Source organism: Shewanella sp. NKUCC01_JLK, assembly GCF_019345615.1.
GTDB classification, from domain to species: domain Bacteria; phylum Pseudomonadota; class Gammaproteobacteria; order Enterobacterales; family Shewanellaceae; genus Shewanella; species Shewanella oncorhynchi.
This window is the reverse complement of the sequence record NZ_JAHKRD010000001.1, coordinates 178,316-195,676: the sequence shown is the minus strand read 5'-3', so window position 1 is coordinate 195,676 and position 17,361 is coordinate 178,316. Positions and strand designations below refer to the sequence as shown.

Annotated in this window: 10 protein-coding genes; 5 read left to right on the top strand and 5 right to left on the bottom strand. The window is 44.9% G+C overall.

From position 1 onward, the window contains the following. Nucleotides 1-119: 119 nt before the first annotated feature. The 3 genes from KO537_RS00900 to KO537_RS00890 all read right to left on the bottom strand — a co-directional run bounded on the left by KO537_RS00900 (nucleotide 120) and on the right by KO537_RS00890 (nucleotide 7,447). Nucleotides 120-2,291, bottom strand: coding sequence for an alpha-amylase family protein (locus KO537_RS00900; RefSeq protein ID WP_219233646.1), 2,172 nt, complete (start codon nucleotides 2,289-2,291; stop codon nucleotides 120-122). Continuing rightward, on the bottom strand, nucleotides 2,288-4,504 hold the full coding sequence (locus tag KO537_RS00895) for a glycoside hydrolase family 13 protein (protein ID WP_219233645.1): 2,217 nt from the start codon (nucleotides 4,502-4,504) through the stop codon (nucleotides 2,288-2,290). Before KO537_RS00895 ends, KO537_RS00900 begins: the two co-directional genes overlap by 4 nt. Nucleotides 4,505-4,624: 120 nt before the next feature. Next, a complete protein-coding gene (locus KO537_RS00890) occupies nucleotides 4,625-7,447 on the bottom strand; it encodes a TonB-dependent receptor (protein WP_219233644.1) in 2,823 nt (940 codons plus the stop codon). Between the two features lie 495 nt (nucleotides 7,448-7,942). Between KO537_RS00890 and KO537_RS00885 the strand changes: the two genes are divergently transcribed. The 4 genes from KO537_RS00885 (at nucleotide 7,943) to KO537_RS00870 (ending at nucleotide 14,749) form a co-directional block, all read left to right on the top strand. Then, complete coding sequence (locus tag KO537_RS00885; RefSeq protein ID WP_219233643.1) at nucleotides 7,943-9,565, top strand: alpha-glucosidase family protein; 1,623 nt, start codon at nucleotides 7,943-7,945, stop codon at nucleotides 9,563-9,565. 141 nt (nucleotides 9,566-9,706) lie between these two features. Continuing rightward, the gene (locus KO537_RS00880) at nucleotides 9,707-10,978 is read left to right on the top strand and encodes a sugar MFS transporter (protein WP_105252429.1); all 1,272 of its coding nucleotides are present in this window, start codon (nucleotides 9,707-9,709) and stop codon (nucleotides 10,976-10,978) included. A 143-nt stretch (nucleotides 10,979-11,121) separates the two neighbouring features. Then, complete coding sequence (locus KO537_RS00875) at nucleotides 11,122-12,336, top strand: RsmB/NOP family class I SAM-dependent RNA methyltransferase (RefSeq protein WP_173245073.1); 1,215 nt, start codon at nucleotides 11,122-11,124, stop codon at nucleotides 12,334-12,336. Between the two features lie 148 nt (nucleotides 12,337-12,484). Beyond that, a complete protein-coding gene (locus KO537_RS00870) occupies nucleotides 12,485-14,749 on the top strand; it encodes an EAL domain-containing protein (protein WP_173245070.1) in 2,265 nt (754 codons plus the stop codon). Nucleotides 14,750-14,951: 202 nt separating this feature from the next. On the opposite strand, the gene KO537_RS00865 is transcribed toward KO537_RS00870, so the two are convergent. Beyond that, nucleotides 14,952-15,965 (bottom strand): D-alanine--D-alanine ligase, encoded by a 1,014-nt coding sequence (locus tag KO537_RS00865; RefSeq protein ID WP_173245067.1) that lies wholly within the window; start codon nucleotides 15,963-15,965, stop codon nucleotides 14,952-14,954. Between the two features lie 321 nt (nucleotides 15,966-16,286). On the opposite strand from KO537_RS00865, the gene KO537_RS00860 reads away from it, so the two are divergent. Then, complete coding sequence (locus KO537_RS00860) at nucleotides 16,287-16,757, top strand: GNAT family N-acetyltransferase (RefSeq protein ID WP_105252433.1); 471 nt, start codon at nucleotides 16,287-16,289, stop codon at nucleotides 16,755-16,757. Nucleotides 16,758-16,921: 164 nt separating this feature from the next. Here the strand turns inward: KO537_RS00860 and KO537_RS00855 are convergent, their stop codons facing one another. Further along, nucleotides 16,922-17,317: a hypothetical protein gene (locus KO537_RS00855; RefSeq protein ID WP_231466229.1), complete on the bottom strand. Its 396-nt coding sequence runs from the start codon at nucleotides 17,315-17,317 to the stop codon at nucleotides 16,922-16,924. Nucleotides 17,318-17,361 lie beyond the last annotated feature (44 nt).

The window sequence follows — 17,361 nt, the reverse complement described above, 5'->3', positions numbered from 1 at the left end:
GTTGATCAAATAAGATAGAAAGGTTTGAGAGTATAACGGTTAAAAAAAGATAGCGTCACAGTTTAGCGTGACGCTATCGGTCGATTTCACTTTTTAGCTCACCTAGGCTTTTTGCTCGTTTAATCTTCCAGCTCGAATATGGCTGAAGACAGCGGTGCAAGTTGCATCTGAACTTGTCCTTCACCTAGTTTGACAACCAACTGCGCTTTATTGTCTTCCAGCAAATCCTTAAGTGAATAGGTACCATCCGTTAATTGCCATTGGTCGATAAGTGGCTTTGGCAGCTTAAGGGATAATGGCTTTGCTTGGGTTTGATTAAAGTTATTCACAATAATCAGTTTTTGGCCCGTTTTATTGGCTGTATTTTCCTCAAAGCGCACAAAGGCAAAAGTGCTGTCATCATAACCCGTTGCACTACCATGAGTATCCATTGTGGCGGTTTGTGCGCTGCGGTTGGCGGCATCGAGTGAGTAATATTCTCCTAAAAGTGCAGGTACATTTTTACCTGTGCTTAGGTTCAGTAATTTTTGATAATAAGCCCGCAAAATGACTTCCTTTACGGTTGATTGTCCACCATCAAACTTGCCATTGTTCATCCAGCGCTGATGGGCGGGGGCGCCAACATAGTCAAAAATACTGGTGCGTGATGCATGACCAAATCCTGGGTTGTCGATGGCGGCTTCTCCCACTTCTTGGCCAAAATACACTAACGTCGGTGAAGTGCCTATCGTTGCCGACACTACCATAGCGGGTAGGGCATAGTGTGGATTCACGGCTTGGGTTGCCGTGGGCTTATTTGTGTGTAGCGATGCTAAAAATGCCGCATTACCAATACGTTGCTCGTCGTGGTTTTCTAAAAAGTGCAGCATGTGAGATTCAATATCCTGCACTTTTGCCTGATCTGCCGCGATATTAGCTGTGCTGGTTTTACCCGCCATCACGGCTTTTAGGGTGTCGTAAAGGTCAACCTTATCGTACAGATAATCCATTTTGCCAAGTTGGATATAATCTCGGTACAACTTAGGGTTATAGACCTCGGCCAAGATAAAGGCATCGGGATTTGTGTGTTTTATCTGGCTGTTGAGATAGCTCCAAAACTCCACTGGTACCATTTCTGCCATATCATAGCGAAAGCCATCGACCCCTTTCGCTAGCCAATACTGGGCAATCTGATTGAATTTAATCCAAGAGCTTGGGAGCTCGGCTAAGTGTTGTTGCCAAAAAGCGTAATGCTGCGCCTGCGTTAAAGTGGCGAAATTGGCTGGCAGGCGAGGGAAGTCATAGGTGCCATCTGGGCGTACGCCGTAATTGATTTTAACGGTCTCGTACCAATCATTGGCATCGGGCTTGGCTAAGCGTGAGCCGTTGCCAGTCCATTTGGCGGGAAATTCGTTGAATTTGCCGTCACTTAAGGGGTGAGCTTCTCCGCCCAGCGGTTTAAGTCCTGCGGGTAAGCTTGGCACTTCAAAGGCATGCGCTTTTCCCTTTGCCCCCTCCGAGCCATTATTAACATCAACTTTATCAACAACGTAATAGAAGTTGTTGTTTTTGGCGTACTCCAGACTGGTATCATCATCTTCGCCAAAATCACGCACGCCTTGGGGTTTACTAACGGATTGATAATGGCGCGCCACATGGTTTGGCACTATATCGATAATCACCTTTAAGCCGTGGTGATGGGTACGGGCAATGAGCGCTTCGAACTCGGCTAAACGGTTGGCGGGATTGACCGCCAGATCTGGGTTGACGTTGTAGTAATCTTTGACTGCGTAGGGTGAGCCCGCGCGTCCTTTGACCACATCGGGATCATCAGTACTCACGCCAATCGCGCTGTAATCACCAATCAAGGCATGGTGGGGAACGCCCGTGTACCACACATGGGTAACGCCTAGGTCCTTGATGCTATTGAGTGCAATATCATTGATATCATTAAACTTGCCGATGCCATTGTCGGCAATCGTGCCCCAAGGTTTGTTGGTTGGATTTTTATTGCCATAAAGGCGAGTAAAGATTTGATACACCACAGGTTTAAGCGTCATAACCTCACTCTCAGACTTTGGCAGTAACTCATTATCAAGCGCCTGCATCGATGTATTTGCATTGGTCGAGACGCTAAAAAGCGAGGCAGTTAATAAAGAGGCACTGAATAGAGCGTTTAAACATAAGCTGAGTGATGACTGTCGGCGCTGCTGGGTTTTTGCCGCTTTGGTTATAAGTAAAGCCACTATGGGAAATTTAGCCTCTTCAGGGCACTGAGTCACTCGGGAATAGATAGGCGATAAAAAGCTCAAGACTGAATTCCTTTTAGGGTTGAGTTTTTGATTGGGTGAGTTGTTTGAGCCTGAGTTAAATCGCTAGCTGAGTAACTCATGTAATTAGAGGTTTGACGGCTAGGTAAGCCAGTATTTAGCTGCGGTCTGGCTTTAAGCTCAAGGATAGTGACACCTGCGTGGGGCAATGCTAGCGCTTGATTGAGTGAAACTGTGTTGCCACTGATGATGTCTTTTGCTGCACGGCTACCGCTAAGCACGCTAGCAAAGCGGTTTAAGTTTAGCTCGACTGTCTTTTCATTTTTGTTGTAGATCACCATGACTTTGTCGGCCGAGGGTTGAGTACAGGCGTTGTGTTGGGTTTGAGAATCGTGTTGAGTTAGTGACTTAAGCTCTTTAGCATTTAGTTCAGCTGATAATGGGTCATTCAATAAGCAACGAAATTGCACATAGATGCCATCCTGCGGCACAAAGTGCAGTAGATCGCCCGATTGCAGCGCAAGGGATTGTTTACGGTAATTCAGTAGCGTACTGACAAATTGCTGCGCTTGTTGTTGAGGTTCACTCAGTCCTTTGCCCGTAAAGGCGTTAATGGCACTGTTGGCAAAGCCGCCGGGGAAATCACTGCGCACAACACCATCGTGACGACCTTCGGTTGGGCTGGTCATCAAGACTTCAGTGCCGTAAAACAGCTGCGGAATACGTTTGGCGGTCAGCACATAGGTGAGGGCCATCTTGTATAAGTCTATATTTTCTTTCACTAAACTGAAAATCCGATTGGTGTCGTGATTGCCTTCAAATAAAACTAGCTGACTGGGTGAGGCATACACAACATCGTTGGCTAACATCTCGTAAAGTGTGATAAAGCCTGTGTCCCACGCCTCTGGCTCATTAAGGCTGGCAATCAATTTTTCATACAGTGGGAAATCCATCAGGCTGGGTAGGTCTGAGGTATAGCCATCGGGATTAATTTTGCCCTTTTGCCAATAGGACACTGTGATGGGATTTGCGGTCCATTCTTCACCCACAATATTAAAATGGGGGTATTCAGCCATTATGGCCTTAGACCATTTAGCGAGAAATGCTTTGTCGGCGTAGGAGTAAGTATCTTCGCGGATCCCTGAAAGTCCGGCGTACTCGACCCACCAAATGCTGTTTTGGATAAGATAGGTTGCCAGTTTTGGGTTGTTTTGATTTAGATCTGGCATGGTATCGGTAAACCAACCATCGACGAAATCGAGATGATCCTGTGCCGCGCCGTAGGGATCTTGCACTGTGGTGCGCCTATGGCTGGTGAAGTTGGGGCTGGTATGGGCGGGGCCAGTATCGTTGGGACTCGTCAAATCTGGCTTGTGTGCGCTATTGCTGGTCTGGGTTTGCGCGGGATAATTTAACCAGTCATGGCTAGGCAAGTCTTTGAGCCACCAATGGTTAGAGCCGATATGATTGACCACAATATCTTTAATCACTCCAAGTCCAAGCTTGTTTGCCTTAGCGACTAAGGCTTTATACTCCTCGTTGCTGCCAAAGCGGGGATCGACGCGGTATAGATCGGTAATAGCATAACCATGGTAGGAATATTGGGCCTGGTTATTCTCGAGTAACGGGTTGATCCATAGCTGAGTGACCCCGAGTTTCGCTAGATACGCTAAGTGCTGGCTGATCCCGGCGATATCGCCGCCGTGGCGTCCATCGGGATGCTTGATATTGCCCGGCGCAATTTTTTCTAGCATCTGCACATGATTGTCATTGCTGGGGTCGCCATTGGCAAATCTGTCCGGCGTGATGAGGTAAATCACATCCTTATTGCTAAACCCTTGGCGTTCACGGCTGCCTTTAGCCCGTGGGTGTAATGTGTAGGGCAGGCGATAAAGAGGCTTATCGGCTTTTGAAGCGGGGTTTGTGTTTGAAATCACCAACTCAAAGGTTTGCGGCGTCGCTTGGCTGAGATCTAAAGTGATAAACAGATAGTGAGGGTTATCTGTGTGTTCGAGGCTTTTGAGTGTGATGCCTTGCCCTTGGATATCAACTTTAATCTGCTGCGGTAAGCTAGGAAACTCGCGGCTATACAGCATCAACTGTAACTCAGGGTTCTGCATGCCAGCCCACCAAAAAGCGGGTTCAAGCTTAACGTCCGTCGATATATCTGGCTCAACGGTGTTTGCATAGGCCGTATTAAATGAAGAGCAAACCAAACATAAATAAAGCGCTATCTTTAGGTTTTGACGGATCATAATGTAAGCCTTTTAAAGAGAAATAAGTAAAATGTGCTGGCATGATGAATGTTAGAAATGCTGAAATCTGCATAAGCAAAAGCCTGCTTCTTAATTGAAGCAGGCTTTATTCTGGATAGCTTATAAAGAGTAACTTAACCCTAGGAAGTACTGTCTACCGAAGTATTGAATTGTTCCTGTTTGATGTTCTTCACCAAAATAGGTTTTGTTCGGCTCATCAGTTAAGTTATTAATTTGGAATAAGAACTTAAGTCCATTTTCCAGTGCGTATGAAGCTTGATAATCCACAATTGTTTCGGCATCGAAGAAAGCAAGTTGTGATTCAACTGCCACTTGTTCTGAAACATAGCTGCTACGATATCTCATGCTGACACGAGTATCGAAACCATCCAGTGAATAGAACAAGGTAGTGTTGAGTACGCTTTCTGATAAACCAGGTAATGGAATGGTTAAGTTTGAACCACTTAAATCTGTGGTAAATTCCACTTCACTGTCTGAATACGAGTAGCTGCCAGTGAAGCCAAGACCGCTGAGTGGCGATGGTAGGAAATCAAAGACTTGGGTATAACCTAACTCAACACCACGAATGTAGCCGCCATTGTCGTTGTTGATCGCAGTTTGATATTGACCTTCATCTTTCACTACTGGGAATTCAACACCATTATCGATAATAGTATCGGGGACGATAAATCCATTACCTTCAAAATCAAATGGTTGGATTGTAAAGTTGTTGATAAAGGATTTAATATCTTTGTAGAACAAGGCTACGACAACCGCACCTTCAGAATCTTCAAAATAGTGCTCGTAAGATAAGTCGTATTGATCGGCATAAAACGGATCGAGTAGAGGACTGGTGTTACCCCAAGCATTGTACTTTTTGTATCCCGGTGTAGCAGAATCGTCATACCAAGATCCCATGCCTGACTTTAGCTTGTCGATTGGAGGACGTGACATCACAGAGGCTGCAGCAAAGCGCAGTTGATCATTTTCAGTGAGGTGGAAAGTTAAGTTGAGTGACGGTAAATAATCGGTATAGGTTTTACCTATCTCGTTACGGATATAATCGGTACTGACCACGCCAAGTTCATCAGTAATCGCTTCACCTAGACCATAGCCAACTTGTTGTAGACCTTTACTGCTTTGATCTGTTTGAACAACACGCACGCCCACGTTACCCGTGACTTTCATATCGCCTAAGTCAAACTCGAGATTACCTTGGACATAGCCAGCTAATACATCTTCATTGACCGAACCGCTTTGGATCATGGTCCAGTTATTAGACCAATTGGCTGTCGGGGTGAAAGGGGATTGTCCTGTTGCCGCTAACTGTGCGTTAATCAGCTCAATGGCTTTGTTAAAATCAACGGAAAGGAAGCTAGGGTAACCAGATAATTCACCGCCAAAGTTGACGACATTTGTCATGTCAGTGTTCATTTGAAGCACCGGCTGGTTAGTTGGGTTTTTACCAAATTCAAAACCATAACCGGCTTGTGAACGTTGCGCATTAAACTCACGTTCTGAGTAGCGCAGACCAAAATCAACTGAAGTTAAGAAACCAGAATCTAATGCATAGTTAAAGTCTAACTTGTAGGCGACAAGATCATTTTGTTGATCGTATGGCCACATACCCACTTCTTTTAAACCCAAGGTCGCGGTATTGGTATAGTCGTTTGAAAAACTGACATCGGCGGGGCTTAAACCATGTAGTTGATAATTAATTGATTCGGCTGAGCGTACTTCATTACCTATATCATCATATAAAACGGCACGCGTGCCGCCGTTGACGAACTCACCATCGGCTTTTGAATAGCTCACATCACCTGCGACAGTTAATGCGCCGCCATTGTTCCACTCAATATTGACTGAGCCTGATGTCAGTTCTGAATATTTTGAGTCGTTATCATTGATAACAAAAACGGCAAAGTTATCAGTACCATCAGTTGATACCGTTCCGCCTGTCATAGAACCATTTTCGACAACCGCATCACTAATAGTACCGTTTTTTAATGATTTAACGCGAAAGCCTCGGGCAAAGTTTTCGGAAGTGAATTTTGAATGGAATAAATCACTTTTTACACTGAGATTGTCTGTTGGTTGCCAATGGATAGCAGCCATATAACCATCACGTGTATCATCACCGCCTTTTTGCTGTAACTCAAAACCTTCACTGATTGATTCGGCAGCACCGTCGCCATTGACATCTTTTTTATCGTCGTTGAAACGTAAACCAATGAATTGACTGGCAACATAAGGTTGGTACAAATGGGCATAGCCTAGCGCCACACCGAGTGTATCTTCAAGGAATTTGCCTTGATAGGCAAAGCTAAGACGGTTGCCATATTGATCGGCATCGGAAATCTCATCCGCTCTGTCATTAAAACTGCCGCGAGCATTGATATTAAATGATTGGTCTTTGTCGCTTTTTAAGGGATCTGCGGTTTTTAATTCTACCGTACCGGCGACGCCACCTTCAATCAGCGAGGCTTTTGGTGTTTTATAGACGGCGGCTTGACTAATTAATTCGGATGGATATTGGTCAAACTCAATCGCGCGTTTACCGCCCGTTGTCACTTGTTCGTGTCCATTAAGCGTTGCAAAGACGAAATCACCATCAAGACCTCGAATATTGAGGCCGCTTGCTTGTCCACCAGTGCGCACAGCGGTCACGCCTGGTAAGCGAGTCAGTGCATCAGCGATTGACTGATCGGGAAGGGCGCCAAGATCATCTGCTGAAATCGATTCAGAGACGGTATCTCCAAAGCGTTTATCATTTAGTGATTTGATGACACTGGTTCTAAAGCCTTTAACTTCAATAACCTCAATCGCAGCTTCTTTTGCTTTTGCTTCCTTATCTGTGGTCACTTCATCTGCCGCATAGGAGTGCATACTGGCACCTGCGGCGATGAGCGCTAAGGTTAGCAAACTGGGTTTAAATCGCATCATATCTCTCTTCCCCTTGGAGTCGCTTTATCGCTTTGTAGAGCGTTTTATCGTTATCACCGCGTTATGTTTGCGGCCTTTTTTTGGTATATGGGCGCTTAATTGACTGCATAAGTGCTGCGTTTATGACCAAATTGTTATGCAACGGTGAAGATACTACTCCCGAGTTTCTTAGCTGAACAACAGAGTGCATACGTATTCAATGCTTAGCAGAGTTAAGAATAGACTGTGATAGAGGGTGAACTCAGGGAATAAAATGATTTTATTTTGTAATCAAGTGACTGTTACTAAAAAGTAAATTTCATTGTGATGCCATGTGACTATTGGCTGCATCTTCTGCATACGTATGCAGGTGTATTGAACCTTATTTCCCTCTTCACGTATGCTCGGTAACACAAAAGAAGCCGCGATGACTTTACTCTGCAGTAACAAAACGATAACTGTTTGCTTGAGTGTGTTAGGGAAAGTTCGCTGTAGAATAATGATAAAGGGGCAACAATGAGTGAGTTAACGTGGTGGCGTGGTGCTGTGATTTACCAAATTTATCCGCGTAGCCTTTTAGATACTAATGGTGACGGCGTCGGGGATTTACGCGGCATTATCATAAAGCTGGATTACATTGCGAGTCTTAATGTCGATGCCATCTGGATTTCACCTTTCTTTAAATCTCCTATGGCAGATTTTGGCTACGACATCAGTGATTACCGTGAAGTTGACCCTCTTTTTGGCACTATGCATGATTTCGATGAATTGATTGAAAAAGCCCACGGTTTAGGTATTAAGGTCATTATTGATCAAGTATTAAGTCATACCTCGGACCAACATGCGTGGTTTATCGAGAGCCGCGAAAACCGTACGAATCCCAAGGCGGATTGGTATGTGTGGGCCGATCCTAAGGAAGACGGTACAGCGCCTAACAACTGGCTCGCGATTTTTGGCGGTTGTGCTTGGGAGTGGGAACCGCGCAGACAGCAATACTATTTACATAACTTCCTGCGTAGTCAGCCCGATATTAATTTCCATCATCCCGAAGTGCGCCAAGCTGTGCTGGATAACGTTGAATTTTGGCTTAAAAAGGGGGTAGATGGCTTCCGCTTAGATGCCATTACCTTCTGTTATCACGATGAACTGCTCAGGGATAATCCGGCAAAGCCTAAGGATAAACGTCAGGGCCGTGGTTTCAGTGAAGATAACCCTTACGCCTATCAATACCATTACTACAATAATGACCGTCCGCAAACCATCGCTTTTATTGAAGATTTACGAAAACTCATCAATCGCTATCCAGGAGCGGTGACCTTAGGCGAAGTCTCTGCTGAAGATTCTTTGGCTGTAATGGCTGCCTACACTAAGGGCGAAGATCGCCTGCATATGGCCTACAGTTTTGAGCTGCTGACTGATGATTACAGCGCAAGTTATATTCGCCAAACCGTAGAGGCTTTGGAAGCGAGCATAGGTGATGGCTGGCCATGTTGGGCTATCGGCAATCATGATGTGCAGCGCGTAGCGAGTCGTTGGGGGCAAGGTAAGCAGAATTCAGACATGGTCAAAATGTTCAATGCCATGCTAAGTTCGCTGCGCGGCAGTATATGTAGTTATCAAGGTGAAGAACTCGGTCTAACCGAGGCGCCAATTGAATACCATGAGCTGCAAGATCCCTTTGGCAAAACATTTTGGCCTATGTTTAAGGGGCGTGATGGTTGCCGTACGCCAATGCCGTGGCAGCAAGGCGCTGACTTTAGTGGTTTTAGTGATGTTTCTCCTTGGCTGCCAATTGCACCTGCGCACCAAGCGTTAGCTGTGGATCTACAAGAATCTGATGCTGATTCTATGCTCAATGGTTATCGACGTTTTCTGGCTTGGCGTAAGTTACATCCAGTGTTAGTTGAAGGTGATATTAAATTTGTTGATACAAAGGAGCCCATTTTGGCCTTTGTTCGCACCTTAGGCGATATAAAAGTGCTCGTGGGATTCAATTTAGGTGATACCGAGGTCGAGTTTGATTTCTCTGCATTTGAAATCAGTGAGTCGCTGACGGGACACGGCCTTAAAACCGCACAAATAGAACACAATCAGCTGAAGTTTTCGGCATTTACCAGCTTTTATGCAGTGTTAAAGTGAAAATGATTCATTTTTATTCGGTTGAAGTGTTATAGATACGGGATCCCAAGCCCACAGTTTGATATAAACCCGCCCACGGGCACCATGGGGAATGTAACCTTAATTAGTTCCTGATAATAAAAACATACAGAGAGAATAACTATGGCGTCATCAATTAATACCGGTAGCTACACGAGCAGCACTGGCGAAAATGGGTCGGGCAGTTATCGTTTTGCCTTGATCTCATTGACTTCACTGTTTTTTATGTGGGGTTTCATCACTTGCTTGAACGATATTCTGATCCCGCATCTTAAAGCGGTGTTTTCACTGAATTATACTCAAGCCATGTTGATCCAGTTTTGTTTCTTCGGTGCTTATTTTCTAGTCTCAATCCCTGCGGGTAACTTAGTGAAAAAGCTGGGTTATCAAAAGGGAATTGTTTCTGGTCTCGTGATTGCAAGTATTGGTTGTGCGCTGTTTTATCCTGCGGCGGCCCTCGCTACTTACAACTTGTTCCTCGGTGCATTATTTGTTTTGGCATCAGGCATCACAATCCTGCAAGTGGCAGCCAATCCTTATGTCAATGCCTTAGGCAGTCGCGAAACTGCGTCGAGTCGTTTGAATTTAACGCAAGCGTTCAACGCCTTAGGCACAACGGTCGCGCCGTTTTTTGGTGCTATGTTAATTCTTTCTGTTGCCAGTTCAGTATCTGGCGATTTAGCCCAAGCGAGCGCTGAAGCGGAAGTGGTTAAACTGCCATACCTGTTACTTTCTGGCGCCTTGGCTATTCTAGCGCTGATTTTTGCGAAGTTAGATTTACCTGTGATCCGTGAGCATGATGAAAGTGTTCAAGGTGAAGTTCAAACCCATCTTGGTAAAACCAGTGCCTTGCAAAGCAAGCACTTAGTGCTCGGTGCTGTGGGTATTTTCGTGTATGTCGGCGCAGAAGTGTCTATCGGTAGCTTTTTAGTCAGCTTCTTAGGTGAAAGCCATATAGCGGGTATGCCAGAAGCCGAAGCCGCCCATTACATCGCCTATTATTGGGGCGGCGCTATGGTGGGACGTTTCATTGGCTCTGTGGTGATGCAAAAAGTACCAGCAGGCTCAGTGCTTGCATTTAATGCTTTTATGGCGGCGCTACTTGTGGTTGCAGCGATGACAACCAGTGGTAGCATTGCCATGTGGGCAATCCTTGGGGTGGGGTTATTTAACTCGATTATGTTCCCAACGATCTTCAGCTTAGCGCTTCGTGATTTAGGTCCACACACTTCACAGGGCAGTGGCATTCTGTGTTTGGCGATTGTGGGCGGCGCGATTTTGCCTTTATTCCAGGGCATGTTAGCGGATAATCTTGGCGTTCAGCTTGCCTTTATTCTGCCCGTGATTTGTTATGGTTTTATCCTGTTCTACGGGGCTAAAGGCTCAAAAATGTAATGGATTAAACTGACTGTGGCAAAAAAGCGATCTTAGGATCGCTTTTTTTATGGCTTTAACCTTAACTCGGCGCCAGTGCGCTTGCGTATTAGGGCCTGACCTCCTATGATCCTCCGGTTTTATCATTCATGGTGACCTTTTAAATGTTGAATTCTCCGCTTTCTGCCAGCTCGAACGAATTAGTGATCAGTATCTTAACTATGGTGCTGAGCCAAGGAAAACCCTTAGATCGGGCCTATTCTCAGCATTTTTCTGGGTTGCAATTGGTACCCGCCGAGCAGGCGCGTATCGCATTGACGACGGGTGATATCCTACGTCGTTTAAATTTATATTGTTATCTGGCGGAAATTAGTCCAGATGAGATGGAGCGTTTTGGCTCTAAATTGCTTAATGCCTGGCATTTATTTCACGGGCTTGAACTGCCTAAAATGCAATATTCGCTGCAAGTTGATGAGGTGCGTTTAGCTGAGCGTATAGAGCAAGCGAAAACTAAGCCTGTGTTGTGGGACGGTTGCCCCGAGTGGCTCGATGTTATGGGCCGTGAGCAACTAGGTGAGTCTTGGGAAAAAGAGCGCGCCGCGTTAAGTACAGCGCCGAAACGTTTTTTACGCGCGAATAGCCTTAAGGTGACTCGTGATGAACTGGCTGCTAAGCTTGCTGCCGAGTTTGTGAGCACGCTCTGTGTTGATGGGGTTGATTCCGCCCTTGAAGTGACCTCCGATTCTGCCTTGTTCCGTACACAAAGCTTTAAAGATGGCTTATTCGAGCAGCAGGATGCGGGCTCTCAGCGCGTAGCTGCGGCGCTTGATGCCAAGCCAGGCATGAAAGTGATTGATGCTTGCGCAGGCGCGGGCGGTAAAACCTTACACATAGCCGCGCAAATGCAGGGCAAAGGACGCTTGTTGGCCATGGATGTGGAGCAATGGAAACTCGACAAACTTAAGGAACGAGCGCGTCGTAATGGGGCACACAATGTCGAAACCCGTGTTATCGCCAGCAGTAAAACCATTAAACGCTTAAAGCTCAGTGCCGATAGGGTATTGCTTGATGTGCCTTGCTCTGGTTTGGGGGTATTAAAGCGTAATCCCGATGCAAAATGGCGTGATACCGTAGAGCGTTTACCCGTGTTAATGGAACTGCAAAAACACATTTTGAGCAGTTATAGCCGCATGGTCAAAGTCGGTGGCATAGTCGTCTATGCGACTTGTTCTATCTTCCCTTGCGAGAACCGCGGTCAAGTGGATGCGTTTTTAGCCGAGAACCCCAACTTTCGCCTGATTGAGGATGAAAGTATCAGCCCAGCCGATAGCGGCTTTGATGGCTTTTACCTTGCAAAACTTGAACGTATTCAAGAATAAAGCATTGCTTTTTAGACTAAAGTAAACCTTTTACCGCGCAGGTAAAGGGTTTACTTAATTAACATTAATGCCTAGAATTTCTTATAAGTTATAAATATTTAACATTGTTAATCAGTATTTATATTGCAACTTTGCTCTTAAGGAAATTATGGCGTACGGCGTTAACCTTCCAGATCTGCTCGATCATGCAGACGTTAAACTCGCCCACAATGTCAGCATAGCTTGTTATAGCAGTATTCTTTCTATGCTGCTCAATGGCGCACCGCTACATGAAATCTTGCACGCCTTAGTCTTAAAAATCGAGGCTCAAAAAGTAGGAACCAGAGGGTCTGTGTTACTGCTCAGTGCTGACGGTAAACGTCTGTTATTAGGTGCCGCCCCCAATTTACCCGACAGTTACAATCAAGCCATTAATGGTGTCGAAATTGGCCCCAATGTGGGTTCTTGTGGCACGGCTGCCTATTATGCGCAGCGTGTTATCGTTGAAGATATCGCTCAACATCCTTACTGGGTTAATTATAAAGAACTGCCATTACGTGCAGGTCTTAAATCTTGCTGGTCAGAACCTATCAAAGATACTCATGGTAAAGTGCTAGGCACATTTGCCATGTATTATGATACGATAAAGTCCCCAACAGAGCAGGATTTAGAACTCATTTCAGAGGCGGCAAGACTGGCGAGTTTAGCCATTGAACGCAGTCGTGCAATGGAATTTCAGCATTTAGCTGTGAAAATTTTTGACCGGTTACCTCTTGCTCTGGTTATTTCCAATTCTGACGATGCAGTTCTCTATGCTAATCCCGCTTTCAGACATATAGTTATTCCTCAAGATGCTGATATAGCTAACTTTCATCCTAAGATTTTTTTAGCATTATCCCAATCTAATGACTTAGTGGGGTTATTTGAGCATTTAGCTCAGGACAGAATGTGGCAGGGTGAGTTGGTGGGTCTTAGGGGAAATGGCGAGGAGTTTTATCTTGACCTTATCGTCACGACCTTCCGAGAGTCCAATGGTCAGCAACCCTGTTTTGCATGGCTATTTTCAGACATTAGTGAACGTAAGAAAGCGGCGCAGCTGATTAAGTATCAGGCCAATAATGACTCTCTTACCGGACTTGCTAACCGCAATGCGTTATTCAAGCAGATCCAAGCGTTAATTACCTCCGACAGTTTGACTCCCGGCTTTAGTTTTATGTTGATGGATTTAGATAACTTTAAGCAAGTTAACGACACCCATGGCCATGACAAAGGTGATGCACTGTTAGTGCAAGTGGTTAAACAGATCAGCGAGTGTGTCGATGACACTATGGTGTTTGCACGCTTAGGAGGGGATGAGTTTGCCTTGCTATTACCTGGGGTTGTTAACCAGAAAGAGTTGGCACAAATTGCTGATACAATTAACAAAAATGTGGCAAAACATTATGTGTTAGCCGATGGGAAAGGCGTTTATAGCTCGGTAAGTATAGGGATTGCACGTTTTCCTGAAGATGCCCTCGATCTTGAACAGTTGTTAAATTGTGCCGATCAGGCCATGTATATTTCTAAGGCAAATGGTCGCAACCGATATCATTTTTTTACTGAACAAATGCAGCTAAATGCCGAGCGTGTTGCTAGCCTTCATAATCAGCTTAAGCAGGCATTAGATCAGCATACCTTCGAGCTTTATTACCAACCCATAGTCAATGCGACCACTGGACTGATTGTCCGTGCTGAAGTGCTGCTGCGCTGGCAGCATGAGGGAACGTTTATTCCACCCGATGAATTTATTCCCATCGCTGAGAACAGTGGTTTAATTGTTGATATTGGTCGAGATGTTCGCCTTGGTGCTATGCAGACTATTTTAGAGATGCATGAGCGAAATTGGCCCATTAATTTATCGGTGAATGTCTCGACCTTTGAGTTTTGGTCCCATGAACTACAAGATGCCTTTGTGGAGTCCTTTGCTGCGATTACCGAGCAACTTGAGGTGACAGATTTCCCCTATGACAGATTAACCCTTGAGATCACTGAATCTTTGCTGATGAAGCAGCATACGTATCTTATTGATGTACTTAATGGTTTGCGAGTTAAAGGGATTAAAATTTCCTTGGATGACTTTGGGACGGGTTACTCATCTCTATCTTATTTAGCTAATTTCCCTATCGATCAAATTAAAATCGATAAGAGCTTTATCGACAGATTAGATGAAGGCAAACGTCACGAAGCGTTGGTGGAGGCCATAGTGCGTTTAAGCCATGCGTTAGATTTAACTGTGACGGCAGAAGGGGTAGAAACTGAGTCCCAGCTAAAATTTGTAATGGCAAATCATATTCAAGAAATTCAAGGCTATTTATTTTATAAGCCTATGCCCAAAGCTGCATTCTTTGCCCTGTTGGCAAAGCAAGCTGAGCTACATAAGGGTTTTGACGTTTAACCTTGATGTTTGACCTAGATGTGAGGGCGGCTTAATCAGTGACAGTCTGATTTTAATATTGGGTTTAGATGTAAGGTAAGAATTCAAGTTTTAGATATAATGCATTGAAATGTAATAAAAAGAGCGCCGAGGCGCTCTTTTTATTACTGGAAACAGGTGCTGTACTGAGTCTCTGCGTTCACATTGAGTCAGGTGGCGAGCGCTAAGATTTAGCGGTTATCTGGCTGTTAATCACTAGACTCAAGTATTCAGTAAAGTCATGACCGTGATTCTGCAGCATTTTGGGGAACATAGAAATCGGCGTGGAACCTGGGAAGGTATTGATTTCATTTAGTAAAATTTCATTGTCCGCGGTTAAGAAAAAGTCGATGCGCGACAGGTGACGCAATTTCATACCTTTAAAAGCCTTGATTGCATAGGCGCGGATTTGTTCACTGATCTCAGCTGACACATTCTGCGCCACCACATCGGTGCGTGCTTTACTGTTTTTGGCGTATTTCTCATCGAAGGTGTAGAAGGTGTTGGTATCACAGATGATTTCACCTGGTACTGTCGCCACCACTTCACCGTTGTACTCGTATACTGCGACTTCTAACTCACGGGCTTGAATGGTTTTTTCAACGATAACATAGGGCGCATAGCCGAAAGCATCTTTAAGCACGCCAGCGACTTTATCGCTGTCATCGACTTTATAACAACCAACAGAGGAACCCTGTGAGGCCGCTTTGACGAAGATGGATCCCCATAGTGCTAATGCGGCTTGGGTTTGCTCTATTGCTGCATCATCGAATTGGTTTAGAAAAATATACGGAGTATTCGGAATACCTAAGGCCGAGAACCACATTTTAGCGGTGATCTTATTAAAGCAGTTACTACTAGCCTCGGACTCACAGCCAAAATAGGGCAGTTGGATTAGGTTAAAATAGGATTGAATGTCACCTGTTTCGCCGGGATAGCCATGAATGCAGGGAATGACGTAATCGACCGGCCATGGGGCTTTGCTCTCATCGCGGAAGCGAATTTCACGGCTATTGGTCAGTTCACAATCATCACCCGCAGCGGTGCGGTATTGACCAAATTTATCCAGTTCGACTCGCAATACACAAAACTGCTCGGATTTTGCCAGTGAGGTTTCAAAATAGTTGGCCGACATGAGTGAAATATCGTGTTCGGCACTTCCGCCGCCGCACAGCAAAAGCAGGTTGATCTTAGACATTGTGAGTGATTCCTCAAAGTGAGCAAAATCGGATGACATCGGCCTGTGGCAATACGAATATCATCCTATAGTACAGCCGCTGTCATCTTAGTTTTCTTGCCCCTATGAGTGCAAGGTTTTGCTGACTGATGGCTATTAAGTGGTGAATTTTAACGCATTACATCGCATTGCAAATATTGGGTTGTGCCTTTGTCGGGTTTATTTTGATTTTTGTGGCGTGAGATGGCAATGTCGTTGGACTATTGCTTCGTCACCGTCATCTAAACTGTGCAACCCAGTACGAGTGACATTGACTTTAGGCAGATTACAGCATGGTATCTCATGGTGAATAAAAACATTCGGTTAGCCCGCTTACAGGATACAGATAGTGTGCAGGTATTACTTGAGCAACTCGGTTATTCTTTGCCCCATGCCGCTTTAGCCCAGACGTTAAGCCAATATCAGCATGATTCTCTGCGCCGCAGTGATGAATTACTGGTGTATGAGCAACATAATGCACAGGGTGACCTGCAAGTTGTCGCTGTGATGGCCTTAATGTTCTTTGATTATTTCCCTGCTTTGAGTCGTATCTGTCGTATAACCGCAATTGTGGTGGATGCCGACATGCGGGGGCAGGGCGTTGGCTCTCAGTTGATCGCCTTTGCGAAAGAAAGGGGAAAGCAAGAGAATTGCCAGTTACTCGAACTCACTACATCGATGCAGCGCATTGCCACACAGCAATACTATGAAAGTATAGGGTTTACCAAAACATCCTTTCGCTACAGCTTAGTTTTGAGTGAACCAAACGGCTAATTCTTGGCTCGAGCGAGCATAAACAGATCCGTTGTCCTTGTGCCTTCGGGTACCGGAAAAACGTTGCGGGTGACATTGATAATTTCAAATTGATTTTAGCAACTGATAATGTCTGGCCTATAACCGATATTCAGTCATCCGAATTTGTACATTAATACCAAAGCTCAGAGTAAATAGTTCAGATCAAAACAGATGTTTAGCCCTAAGTTATAGGCATGATTTTTATGTAAATTCACCATTAACTCGACATCCATCAGTTGTGCTAAGGTCACTGGTCTCGCTTCCCAGCGCGGTGCGTGGCCAGCATCATTACAGTGTGCTAGGTATAAACGTCGCGTACTTTGATGTATGCCAAAATACGTCATATTACAACGCTGGCTAATCGTTAAATAGGGCTCAAAGTCGAGTGCGTATATCTGCATGTCTTTAAATTCTGACCACTTGATATAGCGGGTTTTTTCATAATAACGCTTAGGTAAAGCGGCATCTGGTGCTATGGCGTCAAACAAGGCAATAACGGCTTGTAGATCCTTAAGTGTAATAATGTCCTTTTTAATCAATGTTTAAATCCTTAGTTTCATGGTTAGAGTAAATCTAAAAGTCA